The organism is Pseudomonas sp. KBS0707, assembly GCF_005937945.2.
In the GTDB taxonomy this organism is placed as follows: Bacteria; Pseudomonadota; Gammaproteobacteria; order Pseudomonadales; family Pseudomonadaceae; genus Aquipseudomonas; species Aquipseudomonas amygdali.
The window spans coordinates 2,260,777-2,283,399 of the sequence record NZ_CP041754.1; the positions used below are offsets into that span (position 1 = coordinate 2,260,777).

Here is a 22,623-nt window from a genome sequence, read left to right on the forward strand (position 1 = left end):
GTGTTCGGGCTGGTTAGGGCCTGCCGTCAGGCAGGCCCTTGTTTTACCAGCTCGGTCTGGTAAATCGGTCTCCGTACAGGATCGCAAATTGATTCATTGCCACTTTCCAGTCGTGTGCCGCATGACCCCAGTTGGCGGTGATGTTGCGCAACCCAAGCCATATCAGTTTCGTCGCAGCCTCATCGGTCGGGAAGTGCCCTCGAGTCTTGATGATCTTGCGTAACTGGGCATTGATGCTCTCGATGGCATTGGTCGTGTAAACCACTTTGCGAATGCCCGCCGGAAAAACAAAAAACGGTATAACCCGATCCCAGGCGCGACGCCATGCAGCAACTACAGTCGGATACTGCTTGCCCCAGGGGCCCGCTTCAAAGGCGTTAAGCTCTTGCTCAGCCACATCGGCATTGATCGCCTGGTAGATCGGCTTGAGTGCTTTGGCCAGTGCCCGACGTTTATCCCAAGCGGCATAGTCCAAGCTGTTGCGGATCAGATGCACGATGCAGGTTTGCAGCGTCGTGGCAGGAAAAACCGCCCCCAACGCCTCCGGTATTCCTTTGAGGCCATCCGTGACGGCGATCAGAACATCTTCAACGCCACGAGTCTTGAGGTCGTTGAACACCTTCATCCAAAACTTGGCACCCTCGGTGCTCTCGATCCATATACCCAGAATGTCGCGCGTGCCATCAGGTAATACCCCCAGCGCCAGATAAATAGCCTTGTTGCACACTAACCCCTCGTCCCGGATTTTGACCCGTAACGCATCGAAGAAGATCACCGGATACATCGGTTCCAAGGGTCGTTGCTGCCAAGCGCCCACCTCTTCCATGACCGCATCGGTGACTGAGCTGATGAAGTCATGGGACACGTCAGTTCCATACTGCTCAGATAGAAAAGCGCGGATCTCACGCACCGTCATGCCCCGGGCGTACATGGCAATTATCTTGTCGTCGAAGCCTGTAAAACGTCGTTCGTGCTTGGGAATCAGGATCGGGGCGAAGCTACCATCGCGGTCTCTGGGGATATCCAGGCGAAGCGGCCCGTCGTCGGTCAGAACCGTCTTGCTGCTTTTGCCATTGCGCTGATTGGTCGACTCCTCAGGGCGCTCCGCGCCCTGAGGATAACCAAGGTGGTGACCCAGCTCGGCGCCTAGCGCACGCTCGATCAGAGCCTTCTTGAACGCCATGGACGCGTCTTGAATGGCTTCGGCGCTCATCGGGCCTTTAACAAACTGCTCGATCAGCTCTTGGGGAATCGAGGGCAACTCCCTCGCTGTTGCATTGGCGGACTTCTTTTTGGTCGGCATACATGCACCTCTAGCTACATGTTATGCCCGAACACAAAATTTCTGACAGTCTCGCAAAAAAGCGAACAGCAACGCGCCCAGCGCCAGAACACCGGCCTTGAGCAATATTTCCTGTTGCCGTCGACTGAAGGCTTCATTGGACATCCCGACCAATACTCGTCCCAGATAGCTCTGCGACGTATTTTCAAGTGCCTGGCGATTGCCTTTGGGCGACGTGGCGGGGTGACTGTTAGCCTTTGTGCGCTGTGGGTAGACAGAGGCCTGGAATATTTCCATCTGCCGTGCCAACTGCTCGTTTTCGCGGGGCTGATCTATATAGATCATGGCCGTATTGGAGCTGTCCTGAATCTCTACATAGCGAACGCTGGGCATGGACAGGGTGGCGCGCATCAACGCCTTCAACCCGTCGATATCGCCTGTCGCCACACCCGGTTCGACGGCCATAGCCAATTGATTGGCGATGAGCTGCCCGGTGTGATTGAGCTCCTGACGCAAGTCCTGAATACGCACGAAGGTGAAAAAACTGATCAGCAGAGCCGTCAACAACAGGGCAGGGCCCAGGCTGATGATCTGAGTGCGGGTATTGATATCCCAGTGCCGAAATTTCATCGGCTGCGTGCCTTGCGCGCAATGCTTTGCGCTGGTGACTCGATTGATGCGTCCATGCCTGTTCGCCCGTTGGTCGCGACCCGGTCCGGCTGTGCAGCGCAGTGCCGGGTGTCTCGATAATTCATGCTGTGCACGCATGTTAACCGAGATAGCGCGCGTTTCCAGCGAACTTGTTGTCGCATGCCGCCCTGCATGCTCGACAGATCAGCTTTGTTGCTGGCCGATACCGCGGCGCTCCGTATAATGCTGGCATCGCCACTTGCATGGCTCTGGATGGATAGTTTTATGACCACACAGCAACCAGTCGCGGTTCTTGGTGGTGGCAGCTTCGGCACTGCCATTGCAAATCTGCTGGCCGAGAACGGCCATCAGGTTCTCCAGTGGATGCGTGATCCGGAGCAGGCGCAGGCGATTCGCGTCAACCGTGAGAACCCCCGTTACCTCAAGGGCATCAAGGTTCGGCCCGAAGTCGAGCCGGTAACCGACATCACCGCCACGCTTGAGGCCTGCGAGCTGATTTTCGTCGCTCTGCCTTCAAGCGCACTGCGCGCGGTACTCTCGCCCCATGTCGAGCGCCTGAACGGCAAGATGCTGGTCAGCCTGACCAAAGGTATTGAAGCGCAGAGCTTCAAATTGATGAGCCAGATCCTCGAAGAGATCGTTCCCCAGGCGCGTATCGGCGTATTGTCCGGGCCCAACCTGGCCCGGGAGATCGCCGAGCATGCGTTGACCGCCACCGTGGTTGCCAGCGAAGACGAGGCGCTGTGTCAGCAGGTCCAGGCCGCGCTGCATGGTCGTACTTTTCGGGTCTATGCCAGCAACGACCGGTTTGGTGTAGAGCTGGGTGGGGCATTGAAGAACGTCTACGCAATTATCGCTGGCATGGCCGTAGCGCTGGACATGGGCGAAAACACCAAGAGCATGCTGATCACCCGGGCGCTGGCCGAAATGACCCGTTTTGCGGTCAGTCAGGGTGCCAACCCGATGACCTTTCTCGGCCTGGCCGGGGTGGGCGATCTGATCGTCACCTGTTCCTCACCCAAAAGTCGCAATTATCAGGTCGGGTTTGCGCTGGGCCAGGGGCTGACGCTGGAGGCGGCGGTCACTCGTCTGGGCGAAGTAGCCGAGGGCGTGAACACGCTCAAGGTGCTCAAGGTCAAAGCGCAGGAGGTTCAGGTCTATATGCCGTTGGTCGCCGGGCTGCATGCGATTCTTTTTGAAGGCCGTACGCTCAGTCAGGTCATCGAGGCGTTGATGCGTGCCGAGCCCAAGACGGACGTCGATTTCATTTCGATTACCGGCTTTAATTGAACTCATTCCGATCAGGGAGAACGTCTTGAACGAGTCGAAAATCCAGCATAACGAATCGATCCTGCTGCGCATTCTGTGGATGCTGCTGTTTCTGGGTGTATGGCACGTTGCACAGATCATTCTGGCGGGCGTAGTGCTGGTGCAATTGGTTTATCGCCTTATCTATGGCGCACCGAATGGCGGCCTGATGAATTTCGGCGACAGTGTCAGCCAGTACCTGGCCCAGATTGGTCGTTTCGGGACGTTTCACAGCGACCATAAGCCCTGGCCCTTCGCCGACTGGCCAGCGCCGCGCGCCCCTGAAGGCGAGGCGGCTCATCATGTTCCGCCAGCGCCGCATCCGGTGCGTGACGAAGAGCCAAAACTGTGAAGGTCTGGGTATTGCGTCACGGCGAAGCGCAGTCGCGGGCGCGCAGTGATGCCGAACGCGAGCTTACGGCACACGGGCGTGAAGAAGTGCTCAAAAGTGCAGTGCACCTGAGTGACAAGTCGGTGCAGCGGATCATCGCCAGCCCCTATGTTCGTGCACAGCAGACTGCCGAGCTGGTACGTCAGTCGCTGGGGTTCAATGACCCGGTCGTGACGGTGCCCTGGCTGACGCCGGACAGCAGCCCGCGTGAGGTGTTGCTCCAGCTGGACAAGCTGGGCGTCGACGAAGTGCTGCTGGTCAGTCATCAACCCTTGGTGGGCGAATTGATCGGCGTGCTGGCTCACGGCAGTCCGCAGCAGGCCGAGCCTATGAGTACCGCCAGTCTGGCCGAGCTGGAAGGCGAGTTCGTGCTGGCTGGCGCAATGCAGCTCAACAGCGTTCGACACGTTTGAAACGGTCTGTTCGAGTAATGAACCACCGCGAACGCGGCCCACTTTGAAAAAGGATTTAACATGAGTGTATGGCGTCAGGCTCCTGATATCGAAGCCCTTATGGCGGCTCAGAAAAACACTATTGGCGAGGTGCTGGATATCCGCTTCGAATCGTTCACGGACGATTCCCTGACGGCCAGCATGGTCGTCGATCAGCGTACCCATCAGCCTTTCGGGCTGCTGCATGGCGGTGCATCCGTGGTGCTGGCCGAGTCTCTGGGGTCGATGGCCAGCTACCTGATTGTCGACCCGAGCAAGTATTTCTGCGTCGGGCTCGAGGTCAACGCCAACCATCTGCGCGGCGTGCGTACCGGACGTGTAACCGGTGTTGTACGTCCCGTGCACATCGGCCGCACCACCCATGTATGGGACATCCGCATCAGCACCGAAGAAGGCAAGCTGAGCTGCATATCGCGTCTGACCGTGGCGGTTGTGCCACATGGCCAGGAGCCGCCTGCCCGCTGAGTTCATGCGCCTGATTTGTGGATGGCCGGAGTGCCATCTGCGATGGCAGTTCCAGTCATTGCTGTTGCTTGAAGCGGCTGCGCACAATTGCGGCTCGTACGGCCTCTGGAAGTATCGGTATGTCGCAGCCCGTGTTCTTCGCTCACGCCAACGGTTTTCCATCGGCTACCTATGGAAAGCTGTTCTGCGCGCTGGCACCGGAATATGCCGTCACGCACCTTGATCAGCATGCTCACGACCCGCGCTTTCCGGTGGATGACAACTGGCTGAACCTGGTCGATGAGCTGATCCATCATCTGCGTGAGCAGCCCGGCCCGGTATGGGGTGTAGGGCACTCGCTGGGCGGGGTTCTGCACCTGCATGCCGCGCTGCGCTGTCCGCAGCTTTACCGTGGCGTGGTGATGCTGGATTCGCCGGTGCTGGGTCTGGCTGATCAGTTGTTCATCCGCGCAGCCAAACGTATGGGCTTCATTGACCGCATCACGCCAGCGGGCCGCACACTGGGCCGTCGCGAGGCATTTGCCGATCTGGACGCAGCCCGCACCTATTTTGCCAGCAAGACCCTGTTTCGCCGTTTCGATCCCGACTGCCTGACCGCTTACCTTGAACACGGCCTGCAGCAGGATGGCGAGCAGTTGCGTCTGCGCTTTGACCCGGCGACGGAAATCAGTATTTACCGCAGCATTCCTCACACCAGCCCAATACCATCGCGGCAGCTCAAGGTACCGCTGGCCATGGTGCGTGGCCAACACAGCCGGGTGATCATGCCTCATCATGGTTACCTTGCCCGACGCATGCGCGAAGGCGAATACCTGTCCATGCCCGGAGGGCATATGTTTCCACTTGAACGACCGGATGAAACGGCGTTGCTGCTCAAGACGCTGTTTGCTCGCTGGAACGCCCGCAGCGCCTCCAGGGCCAGTGCATGACGGTTGCGGTGGAGGAAGTGCGCCTGAGCCTGGGGCATATCGAGCTGGCGGCTCATCTGTACGGCCCCAAGGACGGTCAGCCGGTTATCGCGCTGCACGGCTGGCTCGACAACGCCAACAGTTTCGCCCGGCTCGCACCACGTCTTGAGGGGCTACAGGTCGTGGCGCTGGACCTGGCGGGGCACGGTCATTCTGATCACCGACCTGCAGGCTCGTCCTATGCACTGGCTGATTATGCATTCGACGTGCTGCAAGTTGCCGAGCAACTTGGCTGGCAGCGCTTTGCCCTGTTGGGGCACTCGCTGGGCGCGATTATTTCTGTGTTGCTGGCAAGCTCGCTACCCGAGCGGGTCACGCGCCTGGCGCTGATCGACGGTCTGCTGCCATTGACGGGCAAGGCCGAATCCGCCGCCGAGCGAATGGGTGCCGCCATGCAGGCGCAACTCGAACTGGCGAACAAGAAAAAACCGGTTTATCAGGATCAGGATCGAGCCATTCAGGCGCGAATGAAAGGCGTGGTGGCGGTCAGTCGCGAGGCGGCTGAGCTGCTGGCTCAGCGGGGTTTGATGCCGGTGCCGGGTGGTTACACCTGGCGCAGCGACAGCCGCCTGACCTTGCCCTCCGCAATACGCTTCACAGATCAACAGGCCATGGCGTTCGTTCACGGCATTCGTTGCCCGACGCAATTGATGGTTGCCTCCGATGGCATGCTGGCGCAAAGGCAGGAGCTGTTGTCAGCGCTGCCCTTTGACGTCGAACGGCTGGCCGGCGGGCATCATTTGCACCTGAACGATGAGCAGGGAGCACGTTCTGTTGCACACTGTATCAATCGCTTTTTCGCTGCTTCTTGACTTGAGACCGGCAACTGCCGACGCTGAGCGGGTTGAAACAGGAGTCAACCGTGATGGATCAATCCGCAGCCTCTCGCGACCGCCTTGTCGGCGATCTTTTTTATTCTCGCCCCCTGCTTGCCTGCCGATGAGAGCACTCATGCGTTTATCAAGTGTTCCCGTTGCGGCGTTGTGCATGTCGCTGTTCAGCGCTGTCCTTTTCGCTGCCGATGCGCCGGGCAGTCGTGATCTGGAGATTTTGCCCCGTCTGACCGATACCGAAATCGTAGACTATCGTCCTGCCGCCGAGCTTGAGCGTGTCTACCCGATGGGCTCGATCCGCAAGATCAGCGGTCAGTTGCGTTTCGATGGCCAGGTCAGTGCGCGTGGCACTCTGACGTCGGTTACTTATCAATTACCTGCCGAGCACGCATCCGACGACGCCTTTACCGCCGCTCGTGAAGCCTTGCAGCAGCAGGGTGCAGAATTGCTGTTCTGGTGCCAGGCGCGTGACTGCGGAGAAAGCAGTCTGTGGGCCAACGAGGTGTTCGGCAATGCCAAGCTGTATGGCGCGGACGACCGGCAGGCCTACCTGCTGTTGCGTCTGGCCGAGCCCCGGAGCGAAACCCTGGTCGCGCTATACAGCATCACCCGCGGCAACCGTAGGGCTTACTTGCATGTCGAGCAGTTTGAATCCGCCGCGCCGCTGGGCGAACTGCTGCCAACCTCGGCCACGTTGCTGCGCCAACTGAAAAGCACGGGCAAGCTGGTACTGCCCAAGCTGGGTGGCGAGCCACAGGAAGCCTGGGTCACGCTGATTTCCCGCGGTCTGAATCTGGACAGCACGCTGCGCGCAACCGTCTCCGGCCCCAGTGCAAGTGCATGGCGCGACGCTCTGGTGGCCAAGGGCGTGCGCGCTGCGCGTCTGGAAGCGGGCGCTGCCGATAGCCAGGGGCTGGTGATCGAGGTCATCCGCTAACCCTGATGCGTAAGGTTATGGCGAACAATGGCTGACGTCAGCCTTGTTCAGCCTTATGCTCGTGACCTCCGAGCCTATTCGTGGATGCCGCATGTTCAACAATGATCGTTTACTGGTGCAGATTCTGCTGCTCGCGCTATTCGGTGCCTGCCTCTGGGTGATGGCACCTTTCTGGTCGGCACTGATATGGGGTGCGGTGCTGGCGTTTGCCAGCTGGCCGCTGATGCGTTTGCTGAACCGCTGGTTCAAGGGCCGTGAGTCGTTGGCCGCGCTGGTGATGTGCCTGTGCTGGATGCTGCTGGTCGCGGCGCCGCTGGTATGGCTGGGCTTCAATCTCGCCGACCATGTGCGTGACGCTACAGGCCTGATCAAGGATATTCAGGTCGACGGCTTGCCCGATCCACCGCAGTGGCTGGCGGGTATTCCGCTGGTGGGCGAACGACTGGTAGCGCTGTGGACCACCATCGATCAGCAAGGCGCGGCGTTCATGGCGACGCTCAAACCGCATCTGGGTCAGGTCGGTAACTGGGTGCTGGCACGCAGTGCGCAGATTGGCAGCGGGATTCTGGAACTGACCCTGAGCATCGTCTTCGCCTTCTTCTTTTACAGGGACGGTCCGCGCCTGGCCGCATTCGTGCTCAGCCTGCTTGAGCGTCTGATCGGTGATCGCGCCCAGTATTATCTGGATCTGGTCGCTGGCACGGTGCAACGCGTGGTCAACGGGGTCATCGGTACGGCAGCGGCCCAGGCGGTACTGGCGCTGATCGGCTTCCTGATCGCGGGCATTCCCGGCGCGTTGGTGCTGGGTATTCTGACTTTTCTGTTCAGTCTGATCCCGATGGGCCCGCCCCTGGTCTGGCTGCCTGCCACTGCCTGGCTGGTCTGGCAGGGCGAGTACGGCATGGCGATATTTCTGGGCATCTGGGGGATGTTCATCATCAGTGGCGTGGACAACGTGCTCAAGCCATACCTGATCAGCAGGGGCGGCAATCTGCCGCTGGTGATTGTCTTGTTGGGTGTGTTCGGCGGATTGCTGGCGTTCGGCTTCATCGGCCTGTTCATCGGCCCGACCCTGCTGGCGGTAGCCTATAGCCTGCTGACCGACTGGGTCGGCAGCGAGCGTGCCCGCAGCAGCCGCTGACGGCGAAAGTTTCCGCCGCACCAGGACGGGCGGCGGAGCCTCGCTTTACGCAGCGGTGTTCAGGTACTTACCGACTGGCTTACTGCTTTGGGTGTCATATTTTTCGCTGAGTGCGGCGATCATCTTGTTCAAGGCCTGAGTCGCAATCTGGTTGGTGTTGCCCTGATCAATGGTGTTGTCACTCTGTTTCAACGCGGCCGACAACTCGGAGGCGCTGATACTGTCGTTGCTATCGCTGTCGAGGGTACTGAACAGGCTGGCGCCGTCAGTGCTGCCGGAGGTGCTCATTTGCGCGGGCGGCATACCGGCAGGGGGCTGTTGCGGTTGCATACCGGCGACCAGCTCTTCAAGGCTCACTGTGCCGTCTTCGTCAGTGTCCAGTGCATCGAACACCTGGTTGCTGTTCGCCGTGCTGCCCGCATTGCTCAGGCCGGTGGTCAGCTCGTCGCTGCTGATCGCGCCATCGCCATCGCTGTCCAGCGAGCCGAACAGGTCTTCTGCCTGCTCATCGACCGACTGCATGGGTGGCGGCGGTGGCGGTGTCATGGCGGCCAGCTCATCGGCATCCAGGCTGTCATCGTCATAGCTGTCCAGATCGCTGAACGCCTTGCTCAGGCTGACAGTAATGCCGTCCTTGCTGTTCGACGACAAGGCCGAGCTCAGCTCATCCTTGCCGATGCTGCCGTCGCCATCGGTGTCCAGTTTTGCCAGCAACTCTTCCTGAAACTTCTTGCTGTTGGTGCTGGCGGTGGCACTGGTCGAGCTGGTGTAGCTGGAAAAGCTGCTGCTGATCCCGTTGATCATGAGTCTCACTCCCCTGAGATAAATGTGTCCGGTAGCGGTGTACCGGCTTTTGCAGCCTCGGGGCGTCAGTTGTCCTGGAGATTTAAGCTTTGTACGCGGTGTGATACAGAATGTGTCAAAGGCGCGGCAGATTCAGTATCGCGGTCAGGCCGCCACCCGGTGTTTGCGCAAGCGTCAGCTCGCCGCCGATTCTTCGCGCAGCCTCACGGGCGATGCTCATGCCCATGCCGATACCGCCGGAGTTGCGGTTGCGCGAACCTTCCAGGCGATAAAACGGCTCAAACACCGCTTCGTGAAATTCAGGGGCAATGCCCGGTCCGTGATCAACGACCGATATGCGTACGCGTTCGGCGCTGTCCTCGATCACGATATGGACGCTACCGGCATAGCGAAGCGCGTTGTCGACCAGGTTCTGCAGACACGAACGCAGTGCCATCGGTTGCGTTCTGAGCGGCTTGCACTGGCCTTGGTACTGCACATCATCGCCATTGTCCTGCGCATTCTCGGCCTGGGATTCGATCAGCGCCTGCAGGTCGAACTGCTGCAACGCTTCGCTGCGCCGATGTTCATTGAGGTAGGCAAGCGTGGCGTCGAGCATGCTGATCATGTCGTTGAGGTCCTGAGTCATCTGGCCATGCAGCCTTGGCTCTTCGATCTGTTCAACACGCAGTTTGAGCCGCGAAAGGGGCGTGCGCAGGTCATGGGATACCGCAGCCAGCATGCGCCCGCGCTGCTGCATCTGTTCGCGGATCTTGCGCTGCATGAGGTTGAAGGTCTGCGCAGCCTGGCGTGCTTCCTGCGGGCCGCTTATTTCAAGGGGCGGGCTGTCCAGGTCTTCACTGAGGCGCTCGGCGGCCTCGCTCAGGCGCTGTACCGGGCGGCTCAGTGCCTTGGCGCCATACCATGCAGCAACAATGAGGGTGACGAACTGAAAGAACAGCAGCACCCGCGGGCCACCCGGTGGCGGTCGATGACGTCGCCCTTGATCATCCTGCGAATGCTGCGCGTCTGGGCGGTCATCAGGTGGAGGGCGCATGCCGTATTGGGTGAACCAGATGAAAGCCAGTAAATGCGCCAGCAGAATAGCCAGCAGTGCGCCCCCGAAAAGGCGCGCAAACAGCGTGTCGAACCGGCGGATCAACCCAGCTCCCTGGCATCGAACAAATAGCCTTCACCGCGCACAGTCTTGATCAACTGCGGGTTCTTCGGATCGTCGCCGAGCTTCTGACGCAAACGCGAGACGAGCAAATCGATGCTGCGGTCGAACGCCTCGATCGATCGGCCTCGGGCGGCGTCCAGCAACTGTTCACGGCTAAGCACCCGGTGCGGCCGTTCGAGAAATACGCGCAGCAGACGGAACTCGGCGTTGGACAACGGCACCACCAGACCGTCGGCGGCTGTCAATTGACGCAGCACGCTGTTCAGCCGCCAGGCGTCAAAGCGAATGGTGGTGCGCTGATCGCTGCGTTCGTCGCGTACCCGGCGCAGAATGGTCTGAATACGCGCGACCAGCTCGCGCGGCTCGAACGGCTTGGCCATGTAATCGTCGGCACCCAGTTCCAGACCAATGATCCGGTCAGTCGGTTCGCAGCGTGCGGTCAGCATCAGAATCGGTATGTCCGAGGTGCTGCGCAGCCAGCGGCACAGCGACAGGCCGTCTTCACCGGGCAGCATCAGGTCGAGCACCACCACGTCGAAGGTTTCATCGGTCAATGCCTGACGCATCTGCGTGCCGTCGGTGACGCCACGAGCGTTGATATTGAAGCGCGTCAGGTAATCGCAGAGCAGTTCGCGAATGGCCACATCGTCATCGACAATCAGCGCGCGAACGCTCCAGCGTTGTTCGGTCGATGTGGCATCCAGGGGGGTGTCGGGAAGTGCTTGCATAGTGCGTCTGTCGCCTGCGTGTGCCGCCGTCGTCCGGCCGCTGTTGAAGATCAACGCTGCTCCTCATGCTACTTCGCCGGGAGTTGCGGCGGAAGGGTGACGTGATCGAATGTCGGGGGCATTTCAGAAATGTATCCAGCCTGATACAAAAACTGTCGAACGTGCTTTCCGGCTCAGCCCTGCTACTGGTAGTTCTGACAGTATCCCGTCTCCGGTAACTACCGTTTAATCAGATGGAGCACAGGTCCGGATGACCTGTGTGCTGAAAGAGAAGCGCTCATCGAGAGAGCTTTTCACACATCAACCTGCCGCAGGGCTCCTGTGAAGGGAGGGGGGCGGCAATCGGTAGCAAAGGAGTGCTCATTATGGTCGGTTCGAAAACAATACTGACACCTGAACAAAGCAAGACGGCGCGCATCGCGTACCGGCTGGCGCGCAGTCAGCGCGGTATGGACCTCAAGGCAGAGCTCGCAGTGGCGCAAGTGGCCAACATCGTGGACCCGACGGACGGGACGTTGAACAAGGACGTTTTGCTCGGTACATCGCTTGACGTTACTCTCGCCCAGTGGGCGCAGTTGGTCACTGACGATGGCCAATCCGATACCTTTTTCATCGATTGGGCAGTGGGTGAAGTACCGGCTGACGACGGATTCGTGGAAGTGTTTACAGATACGGTCACTGCGCCAGTGGCCGCTGGCACCTTTCCGAAGCTGATCAACATTCCGCTGACCGCCCTTACGTCTGGATTCCCCAAACCGGCAGACGGTGTCTACAGTCTTCGCTATCGGATCAGGCAGCCGAACGACCAGGAGACTGTCAGCCCGCTGCTCAAGCTGATCGTCGATACCACGCCGCCCGGCGGGCAGTCAGAGCCTGGTTCGATGGTTCTGGCAACTGCCCAGTTGACACAGGAATTCCTCGACAACAACCTGGGCGGTCTGGTAGGCACACTGCCTGACTATGGCGATTGGAAGGCCGGCGACAAGGTAGCCTTTTATTGGGTTAGCGGAGTTTTACCCGTGGATCCGGTTGGGCTTCCGAGCCCGATCGGATTTGTCGGCGTAGACAACGCGACGAATAACACGGTGACATTTCCCGTCTCGGCAATCGAAGGGTCAAAGGACGAGGCCTATTACGTCGCCTATTTCCTCTTTGACAAAGCCACTAACCGCAGCCGTCTGTCTGCTTATACGCGTATCGACGTAGCGTTGGGTCTGCTGCCCGACAATCTGAAGGACCCGGTGGTGCCACTGGCGTTGCCTATGAGGGTGTAGACAAAATAAATTAAACTTTCACTCCCTTGTCTGAATAGCCCTCAAGCCATGCCTAAAACCGGACGTCCTCGCTCGATTGCCGCCGAGCACTATCCCGTGCTGGTGAAACTCGCTCATGCACAGCCCTATTCCAGCCAGGCCGAATTGGCGCTCGTATTCTTCGCCGAAACCGGTATCACTGCGCATCCCGACACCTTTGCAAAAGCGTTGAAAATGGCAGGGATTACGCGTGTAAAGCAGCGGGCCAAGGGAAGTTTTCAGTCACCTGAACCTAATAAAGCCTATGGCTACAATGAAACCCACCGCCGCCAACTGCCGGAGCAGCTATATCCGAGTTGCTTGACAGATACCGAGTGGGCACTGGTCGCCGACCTGTTTGAAAGCCAGGGCGGACGAGGAGTGCCACCGCTTCACTCTCGGCGCACGTTGCTGGAAGCCTGTTGCTATGTCGTACGCACGGGGTGCTCATGGCGAATGCTACCCCGCGATTTTCCTCATTGGGACAATGTCTACAAAACGTTCCGCCGGTGGAGCGCTCAAGGCAAGTTCGAGCAAATGCATGATCGCTTGCGAGCTCAATGGCGTGAGCGGGAAGAACGCGCTGACAGCCCGTCAGCAGCGATCCTGGATTCACAGTCGACCCGCAGTTCTCCTCAAGGCGGTGACAGCGGCTACGACGCAGGCAAAAAAGTGAAGGGGCGTAAACGAAGTCTGATTGTCGATACATTGGGCCTGCTGCTGGCTGTCAGTATCAGTGCTGCAAGCGTGCAGGATCGTGACGCGGCGGATGATGCGGTGGCGTACTCGAAGGAAAAATATCCGTCACTGAGCACGCTTTTTGTTGATAGTGCGTACGCAGGAAAATGGGCACAGCGCACCCATCAACTGCACGCTATCGATGTTCAAGTGATCCGTGGCCCGAATAACAGAAGAACAGGGCAATGGCACTCTGAACAAGGCGATCTATTTTCCGTGGAGCCTGTTCAGACTGGATTTGTGGTCATGCCCAAGCGATGGGTAGTGGAGCGAACTCATGCCTGGAATGAGAGAGCTCGGCGACTGATCATGCATCATGATCGCCTTTTTGCGGTAAGCGAGGCATGGGTTTGGTTGGCCGAGGCTCGAATACTCGCGCGCCGACTCACTACATGATTTTGTCTACACCCTCTAAGGATAATCTGATCAACCTGCCTGACGCACGAATGGGCGTCGAGGTGCAGATCGAGTCGTTCGATAACAGGAAGCCTACCGATCGTATCGAGGTTACCTGGGGTACAGCAGTACTGTGGCTTGAGTACATGGGAGAGGTCCCGCAGTTTCCGTTTTCGGTCAGGGTTCCTGACACGGTGTTGCGTGATCAGTACGTTCAAGCGACTGGCGGTGATCAGCCGACTACAGTGAGTTATCGAGTCCTGCGTGGCGTTGTTCCGTCCGAAGTGAAAAGCATCAGTGTCAATGTCAATTTCTCCACTATCGGGCCTGATCCCGTTCCCGTTCCTGATCCTGACTGGCCTGATCCAATCAACGATCAGTTGTTACCGGTCGAGGTTTACGGCGAAGTTTCCAACGAGCTGAATGCCCTGACGCCGGAGGACGATAAGACGGATGCCAGTGTCATATTCAAACTTTATGACCCGCTTCTACCGGGCGAAGTTGTAGATTTCTACTGGGGCGCAAGCCATGTGCGTGAGGTGCAATACACCGTGGCAGTCACTGATGCGGCCGGAGACGAGCGCGAGGTCAAAATACCCTGGAGTTATATCGAATCTGAAGGTAATCGCCCTGATTTGCCGGTTCATTACAGCATTCGTGCCGCCGACTCAGAGAACACGCAACAATCGCCGGATACGCGGGTCAACGTGAGTGCTGTGGTCATCACTCCCGATGCCCCGGTCTTTGAAGGTACCAGTCCAGGCGGATGGCTGAATTGCACCTCGCTCTATAAGGATCCTGCCAATCCATCCTCAGGAGAGCCAGGTGTGCGGGTAGTCGTTCCTGATCTATCGAACTATCTGGCGGCAGGCGATACCGTCACTCTGTACTGGAACGCTTTTCCGTCGGATCCAAAAGACGATACGCCTATCTCAGGTGTCGAAAAGACCGAACATATTGTGTTGGGGGACGATTATCCAGTCACGGGCTTTACTTGGCTGGTCACGCCATACCAGACACATCTTCTGCCCACTTATGACCTTGATGGTCATGGCATAAACGCGCGCGGGAAGATCAAGTATTCGTTCACTCTGAAGGGCTCCACCATTACCTCACTGGAAACCACTGCCGAGGTGGGTATGTACGATGCAAATGGAGCGTGTCCTATCGTGTAGGGGGCTTTAAAGACGGATCACAGGCAGAAGGTGCCTGCGATCCTCTGCGCGCCGTGTTTTCAGTTATTGCGCCGGCCCAGGTTGCTCCCAAACAGTTTAATGAAGCTGTGCGTATGGGGGCATTTTGCCTACGCTTACCGGTACCTCCCCGTAAATTAACGACTGGCAGAGCCTCAATACCAGAACCTCCCTACATTTACATAGGAAACATCCTACAGAGCATTCAGTTTGATCCCCGTAATCTTCCGGCCTCTTTCTCGTGGCCAGGTTCGGGCAAGGACCACGGGGTTCAACGCCGTTTCATTCAGGTAATACACCATAATGAATGCTCCATTCGCGCTGCTTCCGCTCTCACGAACACTAAAGATCATGGCGTTTCTCTCCCCCTTCCTGTCCAGCAGTTCTGTCTTTGCGCAAACCTCTGTCAATGGCCCCGTGACCATTGATGGCACGACCCCGCTGGACAGCTATCGGGTGGGCAGCAATGGGGTGCTGACCGCCAATGGCGCGACCACCCTGCAAATATCCACAGTCACCGGTGCGCAGCTGACACTCAATGGCAGTCAGGTCAGCGCGGCTACCGGCACAGCAGTCTCGTTGACCGGGGCAAATGCCTTGATTACCGGAAGCCAGCTGACGGGTGGCGCGGATGGTATGGGGATGGGCAATAACTCTGCGCAACTGGTTGGCTCCACGGCAACGGTTATCGGCAGCACGATCACGGCAACCAATCGTGGCGTGAATGCCGGCTCGCTCGCCAATCTGACACTGGAGCGCAGCGCAGTAACGGCCACGGGCACCAACGGCAGGGGCGTGGAGATGTTTGACTCCACTGTGAAGGCGTCCGACAGCACCATCACCGGGCAGCAATATGGGATCCGTATGCGTGCCGATCCCGGCGTACCCTCAAGCAATCTATTGACCCTGGAAGGGACCCGGGTCGAAGGTGTCACGGATTCGGCACTGATTGTCGGAACGCCCACCGGGGCGCCTGCCACTGCCACTATTTTCGTCAAAAATGGCTCCACGCTGACCGGCGGCAACGGCAAGATACTGGAGCTGATCAACGGTTCTACAGCCAATATGACCGTCGACAACAGTCAATTGCTGGGCGACATATCCGCTGACGCAGGCAGTACTGCCGGTCTGGTATTACAAAACAATGCCACCCTGACCGGACGTCTGCAGAACGTCGCCAGTTTTTCGCTCGCCAGCGGGGGGCAGTGGACGATGGTCGAAAACAGCCAGGTGGGTAACGTGTCCATGAATGGCGGGTCGGTCAGGTTTGGTGACGCGGCCTCGTTTTACACCTTGTCACTTGCAAGCCTGTCAGGGAGCGGCACGTTCATGATGGACGTGGATTTCGGCGGCGCGGCCACAGACTTTCTGGATATCACCGGCAATGCAACCGGCAGCCATTCCTTGCTTATCGGCAGCACCGGTACCGATCCTCTCAGTGACACCTCTCTGCACGTAGTACATGCCGCAGCCGGCGATGCCCGTTTTTCCCTGGCAGGCGGCGCCGTGGATCTGGGGGCATGGTCCTATGACCTGATCAAGCATGGCGCAAACGACTGGTATCTGGACACCGCCACCCGAACCATCGCCCGGGCGCACAGACTGTCATGGCGTTGTTCAATACCGCACCGACTGTCTGGTACGGAGAGTTGAGCACGTTACGTTCGCGCATGGGTGAGTTGCGCATGGACCAGGCGCGTTCCGGCGGCTGGATGCGTACCTACGGCAACAAATTCAATGTTGCCGACGCCTCGGGCTTCGGATATCAGCAGGTTCAGAGCGGTGTTTCTCTTGGCGCAGATGGCAAGCTGCCTATGGGGTCGGGGCAATGGCTGGCGGGTGTCATGATCGGGCAAAGCTCGTCCGACCTCAGCCTGGATCACGGTGCCAGTGGCAAGGTCGACAGCTACTCGCTGGGCGCTTACAGCACCTGGCTGGACAGCGAGAGCGGCTACTACGTCGATGGCGTGATCAAACTCAATCAGTTCAAAAACAAGGCCAGAGTCAATCTCAGCGATGGTTCCCGCACGCGCGGCAACTACGACAATCTGGGGGTTGGCGCGTCACTGGAGCTGGGGCGGCACATCAAACTGGACAACGGTTATTTTCTCGAACCCTACAGCCAACTGGCGGGCCTGGTCGTTCAGGGCAAGGACTACGCACTGGACAATGGTATGCGCGCTGAGGGTGACCGCAGCCGGTCGCTGCTCGGCAAGATCGGTACGACGGCGGGGCGCAGTTTCGATCTGGGCAAGGGGCGTACGCTGCAACCTTACGTGCGGGTTGCCGTGGCTCACGAATTCGTAAACAGGAACGAGGTCAAGGTCAACGACAACATGTTCAATAACGACCTCTCTGGTTCCCGTGGCGAATTGGGTGCGGGCGTTTCGGTGTCGCTGTCTGACAACCTGCAGGTGCATGCTGATTTCGATTACAGCAATGGCGATGCCATCGAGCAGCCGTGGGGCGCCGGTGCAGGCTTGCGTTACAGCTGGTAGCGACAGCGAAGCGGGAGGCTGATGCTTGATCGATGGCGCTGATGCGCCAACGGTCCTATCACTTGTGCCAGTATCCGCAGAAAAAAACTGGGTGTTAACTGACGGGCATGGCGGTCGGCAAACGGGTCGGCCACCGCTTTCTCGTGCTGGAGGCCCGGCTCATGTCTGTCATTTCAAAGTGGATCGAACGGATCAGAATCCTTTTCTGGCCGGCTTCATGGCGCAAGAGCGTGCTGCTTGCGCCGCCCTTGATCGCCGAACTCCTCCCTGACGTACCCGGCGGCGAACCCAATCTGCTTCCCAGCAGTGCATGGCTCGTGCCGTTGCGGGTCGAATTTCCCAAGTGGCAAAACTCCGAGCCCAGCCCGGACTACCCTGAGTATCTGCGCGTGTACTGGAATGACGAGCTGCTGGACGAGAAGGTCTGGATCGGACCTGTACAGCCTGTCGATCTGTTCATCATGATCGCGCAGCAACGCCTTGGCGAAGGCCGGCATCGACTCCGTTATAGCGTCGAGACCGCGAACCAGATGCTGACTGAATCCGAAACACTGGCCTTTGTCATTGATAAAACGGCACCGGTATTCGCAGACGAAGAGGCGCTGATTTTTCCGCAGGAAATCGTCAGCGACGGTCTCACCGCGGCCTGGCTGAACACTCATGACGACACCGTGCTGGCCGAAGTGCCCGCGTATTTTTCGCCGAGCCCCGGGGATCTCGTTATCTGGTACTGGAGCAGTACGCCGACGGGATCGGAGCACACCGGAACCCTGCCGCTTGTAGAGTCCGATATCGGTAGCACGATTAGTATTGCCTTCGACAAGCAAATGGTTCTAGAGAGTGGCGATGGCATTCGTTATGTGTCCTACAAGTTGAAGGATCGCTCGGGGAATGCCGGGCCCCGTGCGCTGGCTGTTTCGCTGCTGGTGTGCGCTCAGCCAGTACCCCGTGTGCTGCCACCCCCTCAGGTTCAGAAGGCCACAGGCCGGCCAAGCGCCAGTACGCTCGATCCGGTAAATGCTTATCGGGGCGCAGTGGTATCGATACCTGAGGATGCCGTGATTGCTCCCGGTGACACCGTCCGCGTTCAGTGGGCCGAGCCCGGTAGTGTGGGTTCCTTTCTTACGGAGGTAGCAGACTCGAGGCTGTTCAACGTGCCTTCCACTCAGATTGCCCAGCATTTCGGCAAGTCGATCCCGGTGTACTACGAGGTGTTCGAAAATAGCGCCGACCCACCTTATCTTTCGGACCGGCATACTCTGACTATTCTGGGGATGACAGGCTTTCCAGTCGTGCAGTGTGACAAGGTCTCCGGAGCGATTCTGAGCCTGCAGGACATTCCCGATGGAGGCTACGCACAGTTCACGCTCGACAGTTGGTCATTCATGGGCACTGATCAGTTCATCACCATTGATGTGCGTGGTGTCAGCGGTGCTGGTGATGAGTTGTTGATCGTTAACGTTCTGGATGAATACCCGGTGCCGCGGGTGGCCGATAGAATCGACGCCGGTGTTATCAGCAAAACGGATTTGAAGGCATTTAATATCGATACTCAGCTGGATGTCCGGGTGCGTGTGAGTTTCGACCAGACGCTCTCCTGGCAGTCTTTCCCTTCGCTCAGACTAATGTTGTACCCCTGAGGAGGTCATGGACCGCCAGGTTGGCAGTCCACGGCGCATTGCTACTTGTAGGTCATCGTGAAGCTGAGGGCCCCTTTGGCCTTGCCCGGCCGGATCGCGCTGCTGGCCTGTGTCTGGTAGAAGCGGGCGTAAAAGTTCAGCACAACGTTACCGGGTGTGATCACCATCATTGGCACTTCGGTCTGCAGCTCCATGGGCGTGACGCCATCACCTTTGAGAATCTGAATCCCCATGCCCTTGGCGTCCGAGTCGCTGGTCAGGGTGAAAACCCCGCTGCCGACAGGGCCCTCGGGAACCGAGCCTTCGACACCATCGAGCTGGATATGCGCCGTTGCCACGAAGCCTGCGTCCATGTAGGTCTCGCAGTTACTCAACGCAATACTGAAGGGCACCGCCGGTGTGGTGAAGCCGGGACCGGTGAAGTCCGCGCTTTCCCACTCACCCAACTGCACCGGGTCGGCACTGACCGGATCTGCACCAACGCTGCACTGTGCCTGAAGTATCGTGCCGGTTAGCCCGTACTTCATGATCCTGCCAAGCGTTGTCACGCTTCCGGAGAACAGTTCGGTGCCATTGAGCACATTGGGGCCGGAGGGGATCGGTCCGGTCTTGACCAGCGTTACATAGTTGTGCAAATGAGCCAAAGGCAGGCTCGTGAGCATTTTCTGGTGGTCGTTGAGGCCGATGAACGGAACGGAGGCGCTTCCTCCTACAGGCGTGAAGCAATTGCTGCAGCTCCTGTCATACGGATACCCCAGTTTTATCCGCACTCCGACGCCCGGAATATTGGTTTGCAGTATCTTGCCTGTGAGGTCTTCCCCGTTTATCGGCTCCAGCGTGCCAGGAAATATCGGAACCGTAGCCGTTGCATTGAATTCCAGAAGAGCCGTGCCGTCATTTCTGCAGGCCGCCTCCAGACCTGCCTTGTCTGGCGTGGTGTGATGCATATCGATGCTGCCGATAAAGGTGCCGACTGCGGCGTCTTTCGGGACGTAGAGCGTGCCGATGTCGCGCCGGTAATCTTTTATTCCCGGTGGGGAAATCCAATAGCAATCGTTGCTCGGTATGTCATCCGGTACGTCGGAATAAGCCGCAGCACTATAGCTGGTCCCCAACAGGATCAGACTGGGGAGCAGGGCGTTCAATACAGAGTTCATGGGGGGATTCCTGAAATAACAATGTCGCGGATGGCTCAGACCTGATGTCACTGGGCACACGTCATGTCTTGCATTCGGTAGCCCTTGGCCAGAGGCATGCCGGCGGGGTCTATGTGCAGATGACACTGAGGGTCGCTTTTCTCACCCCAGCGGACATCGAGGGTTTGTGCCTGCATGCCGGTGGACAGCAAAATCTGCCCGCCCTGACCTGCGATGCCCAGAATGTTGCCCTGCGCATCGCTCACCTGGGCACCGAATGGCAACGGTTTGCCACCGTCAGTGGTTGCATTGATGATCAGGCGTGTCACCGTGCGCGCAGCGAAAGTGGTCTTGATCACGGCACCCCTGGCAGGTACTACTTGAGTACTGGCGTTATCGATTTCCACCTCGGGCCCCAGTCGGTCGGTTTGCAAGGTGATCGGGTTATGGCGGTAGGGACGCAGATAGGGCATCAATGCGTAGCCGCGACTATTGGTCCTGACACCGGTAGCGTTCTGTATGCCAACGCCGGGTGTATCGGGTACTTCGATCAGGGCGATGGTGTCGCCCAGATTCGGGCCGAACTCGATGCCGTCCGCATGCAGCAACAAGGCACCACTGGCGTTGACTGATGCACTTCGATAATCATTGCCTTGGGTCACACCGGCGCCGAGGCTGGCGAAGGGCGCCTGATAGCCGGCCGCGAGGCCTGCACTTTGCTGCTTGCCGTCATCGTTGCTCAGACTGGCGTGATAGTTGACGCGGTTTTCATAGAGGCTGCCGCTCAGGCTGCCCCGTTGACTGTGGCGATTGGCGCTGCTTTGCAGGTCGAATGTGGCATTGCTCGAATGGCCGGTGTCGAGGGGCATCGAGATGCTCAGGCCGAACTGCCGGTCGTTGCCGCGGCTACTACTGGCTGCGCTCAGTGACTGTGAGGCGTAGAAGTTATAGGTGATCCCGGCACGATGGGTGTTGAAATTGAATTGAAATTGTCGCTGTTCGATATCGCTGCCCCAGTAATCCTGTTGCGACAGCGTCAGACCAACGCTGCTGCGTAAGCCGATTCTCTGATGAACCGAAGCTTCCAGGCGGCTTCGGCGGCTGCCTGTGAACGTAGCGTCGTTGCTGCGCTGACTGACGGCTTCGTCGAAATCCCGATAGCCTTCGGTGGAGTAGCGATAACCTGCGAAGCGCAGATTGGTCCGGGTAGTGAACGCCTTGCCATACTTGATGGCGTAACTCATGCCTTGCACGCTGGACTGACCGGGTTGGTCGATGCTGGCGCGTGACCGGGTCACATCGAACGCCATCGCCCCCAGCGTGCCCATGTCCCGTGACACGCCCAGTGCAGCGGCGTGGTAGAAGTCGCTGGTTATAAGTCCGCCATAAAGTGTTGAGTTCCAGCCTGCTCCAACGGCCAGCGTGCCTTGCCACAGCCAGGGATGCTCGGTGGCGTAGGCACCGTTGAAGCGGCCCAGGGCTGCGCTGTATTTCCAGGCGCCTTCGCGCAACAGGTTACTCATGGTCGAGTAAGGTTGGGTAAAGCGCCGTACCTGACCATCGGCCTCGGTCAGCACGATCTCCAGTTCGCCGCTGCCCGCCGTGTTCAGGTCATCTATTTCATAGGGGCCGGCACTGACATATGTGGAGTAGATCGGGTATCCGTTGCGCAGCACTTCCAGTTTGGCCCTGCTTTGCGCAACGCCACGAATCACCGGTGCGTAACCCTGCAGGGAATCGGGGAGCATCTCCTGATCGGTTTTGATCAACCCGCCCTTGATCGGCACGCTGCGGAAGACATCGCCGCCGGTGTAGGTTTCACCCAGGGTCAGGTTTGCGTGCGTGCCGGGCAGGTCGCGCTGTGCATAGGCATAGGCTCTGGTCCACTCGCGATGTCCCTGTGCATCCTGACGCACGCTTTGATTGCTGCGCAATCGCCATGATCCCAGGTTGACACCGGTGTTGAGGTACAGGTCTGCGCTGCTGCTGGTGCCTGTCTCCCTGTGGGTCGTCTGTTGCGCCGAGGTCTGGTAATTGATGAAGGCGGCGTTGATGCCGTAATCCCAAAGCGCCGGGTCCACTCGCCCGTTGGCATCGCGGCGCATGGCGATCTGCGGTATCGAGATCGACAGTTGCAGTCTGCCGCCGTCCAGTACGACCCTGGCGTCCGGAATCAGTTGCCCCAGCGCGACACAGGCGACTTGCAACAAGGCCGGGTCGGCCAGACTGCCGAGACGTACGCCGATCTGCTCCAGCAACTCCGGCGACAGGCAGGGTAGCAGGCCGTTGCCTTGTGGGTCGGCATCGAAACGGATCTGACGTTGGCCGAAATAGCGCATATTGACGTGGATTTCTACCCAATGCTCGCCTGGCCCGAGGCTCTCGACAGCTGACAACTGGTTCAGCACGCTGGCCGCGGCCGCACTGTCATAGTCCTGGCCCTGACGCAGGAAGCCGGGCTGGAAATTGACGGCGGTTGCCGCTCTGGTCGGCTCCAGCACAACGGTAACGCTGCCGCACACAATCAGCACCTGCATAAAGCGCAGGCGCACTGGTATGAACCCGGAATCGGGTAATAGGGTCATGTTCAATGTCCTGGGATGAAGCGGGC

At 58.7% G+C, this 22,623-nt stretch carries 16 protein-coding genes and 4 pseudogenes; 13 read left to right on the plus strand and 7 right to left on the minus strand.

Going from position 1 to position 22,623, the window contains the following annotated elements; translation table 11 throughout:
• Positions 1-43 precede the first annotated feature (43 nt).
• Both FFH21_RS10565 and FFH21_RS10570 read right to left on the minus strand, forming a co-directional pair.
• Positions 44-1,303: an IS256-like element ISPsy17 family transposase gene (locus FFH21_RS10565; protein ID WP_004666928.1), complete on the minus strand. Its 1,260-nt coding sequence runs from the start codon at positions 1,301-1,303 to the stop codon at positions 44-46.
• Between the two features lie 54 nt (positions 1,304-1,357).
• Positions 1,358-1,912 (minus strand): annotated as a pseudogene (locus FFH21_RS10570) (hybrid sensor histidine kinase/response regulator); the annotation flags it as partial.
• A gap of 285 nt (positions 1,913-2,197) precedes the next feature.
• Here FFH21_RS10570 and FFH21_RS10575 point away from each other — a divergent pair.
• The 8 genes from FFH21_RS10575 to FFH21_RS10610 all read left to right on the plus strand — a co-directional run bounded on the left by FFH21_RS10575 (position 2,198) and on the right by FFH21_RS10610 (position 8,428).
• A complete protein-coding gene (locus tag FFH21_RS10575) occupies positions 2,198-3,223 on the plus strand; it encodes an NAD(P)H-dependent glycerol-3-phosphate dehydrogenase (RefSeq protein ID WP_004658923.1) in 1,026 nt (341 codons plus the stop codon).
• A 25-nt stretch (positions 3,224-3,248) separates the two neighbouring features.
• Complete coding sequence (locus tag FFH21_RS10580; RefSeq protein WP_004658921.1) at positions 3,249-3,593, plus strand: DUF4389 domain-containing protein; 345 nt, start codon at positions 3,249-3,251, stop codon at positions 3,591-3,593.
• Positions 3,590-4,045: a phosphohistidine phosphatase SixA gene (sixA, locus tag FFH21_RS10585; RefSeq protein ID WP_004658919.1), complete on the plus strand. Its 456-nt coding sequence runs from the start codon at positions 3,590-3,592 to the stop codon at positions 4,043-4,045. The genes FFH21_RS10580 and sixA overlap by 4 nt, the downstream gene beginning before the upstream one ends.
• A 60-nt stretch (positions 4,046-4,105) precedes the next feature.
• Positions 4,106-4,549 (plus strand): hotdog fold thioesterase, encoded by a 444-nt coding sequence (locus FFH21_RS10590; protein WP_004664705.1) that lies wholly within the window; start codon positions 4,106-4,108, stop codon positions 4,547-4,549.
• Positions 4,550-4,668: 119 nt separating this feature from the next.
• Entirely contained in the window at positions 4,669-5,478 is an 810-nt protein-coding gene (locus FFH21_RS10595) for an alpha/beta fold hydrolase (protein ID WP_019741835.1), read from the plus strand.
• Positions 5,475-6,329, plus strand: coding sequence for an alpha/beta fold hydrolase (locus tag FFH21_RS10600; RefSeq protein WP_004667514.1), 855 nt, complete (start codon positions 5,475-5,477; stop codon positions 6,327-6,329). The genes FFH21_RS10595 and FFH21_RS10600 overlap by 4 nt, the downstream gene beginning before the upstream one ends.
• A 139-nt stretch (positions 6,330-6,468) precedes the next feature.
• Positions 6,469-7,287, plus strand: a complete 819-nt coding sequence (locus tag FFH21_RS10605; RefSeq protein ID WP_032707053.1) for a DUF4892 domain-containing protein — start codon at positions 6,469-6,471, stop codon at positions 7,285-7,287.
• 91 nt (positions 7,288-7,378) lie between these two features.
• The gene (locus FFH21_RS10610; RefSeq protein WP_011168325.1) at positions 7,379-8,428 is read left to right on the plus strand and encodes an AI-2E family transporter; all 1,050 of its coding nucleotides are present in this window, start codon (positions 7,379-7,381) and stop codon (positions 8,426-8,428) included.
• A 45-nt stretch (positions 8,429-8,473) separates the two neighbouring features.
• Here the strand turns inward: FFH21_RS10610 and xopAW are convergent, their stop codons facing one another.
• The 3 genes from xopAW to FFH21_RS10625 form a co-directional block, all read right to left on the minus strand.
• Complete coding sequence (gene xopAW, locus FFH21_RS10615; RefSeq protein WP_004664711.1) at positions 8,474-9,232, minus strand: XopAW family type III secretion system calcium-binding effector; 759 nt, start codon at positions 9,230-9,232, stop codon at positions 8,474-8,476.
• Between the two features lie 115 nt (positions 9,233-9,347).
• Positions 9,348-10,373 carry a HAMP domain-containing sensor histidine kinase gene (locus FFH21_RS10620; protein WP_011168326.1) on the minus strand — a complete coding sequence of 342 codons (1,026 nt, stop codon included), beginning with the start codon at positions 10,371-10,373 and terminating at the stop codon, positions 9,348-9,350.
• A complete protein-coding gene (locus FFH21_RS10625; protein WP_004661894.1) occupies positions 10,370-11,119 on the minus strand; it encodes a response regulator in 750 nt (249 codons plus the stop codon). The genes FFH21_RS10620 and FFH21_RS10625 overlap by 4 nt, the downstream gene beginning before the upstream one ends.
• Before the next feature lie 365 nt (positions 11,120-11,484).
• Here FFH21_RS10625 and FFH21_RS10630 point away from each other — a divergent pair.
• The 5 genes and pseudogenes from FFH21_RS10630 to FFH21_RS10650 all read left to right on the plus strand — a co-directional run.
• Positions 11,485-12,381, plus strand: a pseudogene (locus FFH21_RS10630) (hypothetical protein); the annotation flags it as partial.
• A gap of 60 nt (positions 12,382-12,441) precedes the next feature.
• Positions 12,442-13,545, plus strand: coding sequence for an IS5-like element ISPsy19 family transposase (locus FFH21_RS10635; protein WP_004663854.1), 1,104 nt, complete (start codon positions 12,442-12,444; stop codon positions 13,543-13,545).
• A gap of 20 nt (positions 13,546-13,565) precedes the next feature.
• Positions 13,566-14,720: pseudogene (locus FFH21_RS10640) on the plus strand (hypothetical protein); the annotation flags it as partial.
• Between the two features lie 321 nt (positions 14,721-15,041).
• A pseudogene (locus tag FFH21_RS10645) lies at positions 15,042-17,236 on the plus strand (autotransporter outer membrane beta-barrel domain-containing protein).
• 107 nt (positions 17,237-17,343) lie between these two features.
• Entirely contained in the window at positions 17,344-18,876 is a 1,533-nt protein-coding gene (locus FFH21_RS10650) for a hypothetical protein (RefSeq protein ID WP_041924506.1), read from the plus strand.
• Between the two features lie 41 nt (positions 18,877-18,917).
• Here FFH21_RS10650 and FFH21_RS10655 read toward each other — a convergent pair whose 3' ends face one another.
• Positions 18,918-20,033 carry a fimbrial protein gene (locus FFH21_RS10655; RefSeq protein ID WP_011168330.1) on the minus strand — a complete coding sequence of 372 codons (1,116 nt, stop codon included), beginning with the start codon at positions 20,031-20,033 and terminating at the stop codon, positions 18,918-18,920.
• 47 nt (positions 20,034-20,080) lie between these two features.
• Positions 20,081-22,597, minus strand: coding sequence for a fimbria/pilus outer membrane usher protein (locus tag FFH21_RS10660; protein ID WP_011168331.1), 2,517 nt, complete (start codon positions 22,595-22,597; stop codon positions 20,081-20,083).
• Positions 22,598-22,623: the final 26 nt, after the last annotated feature.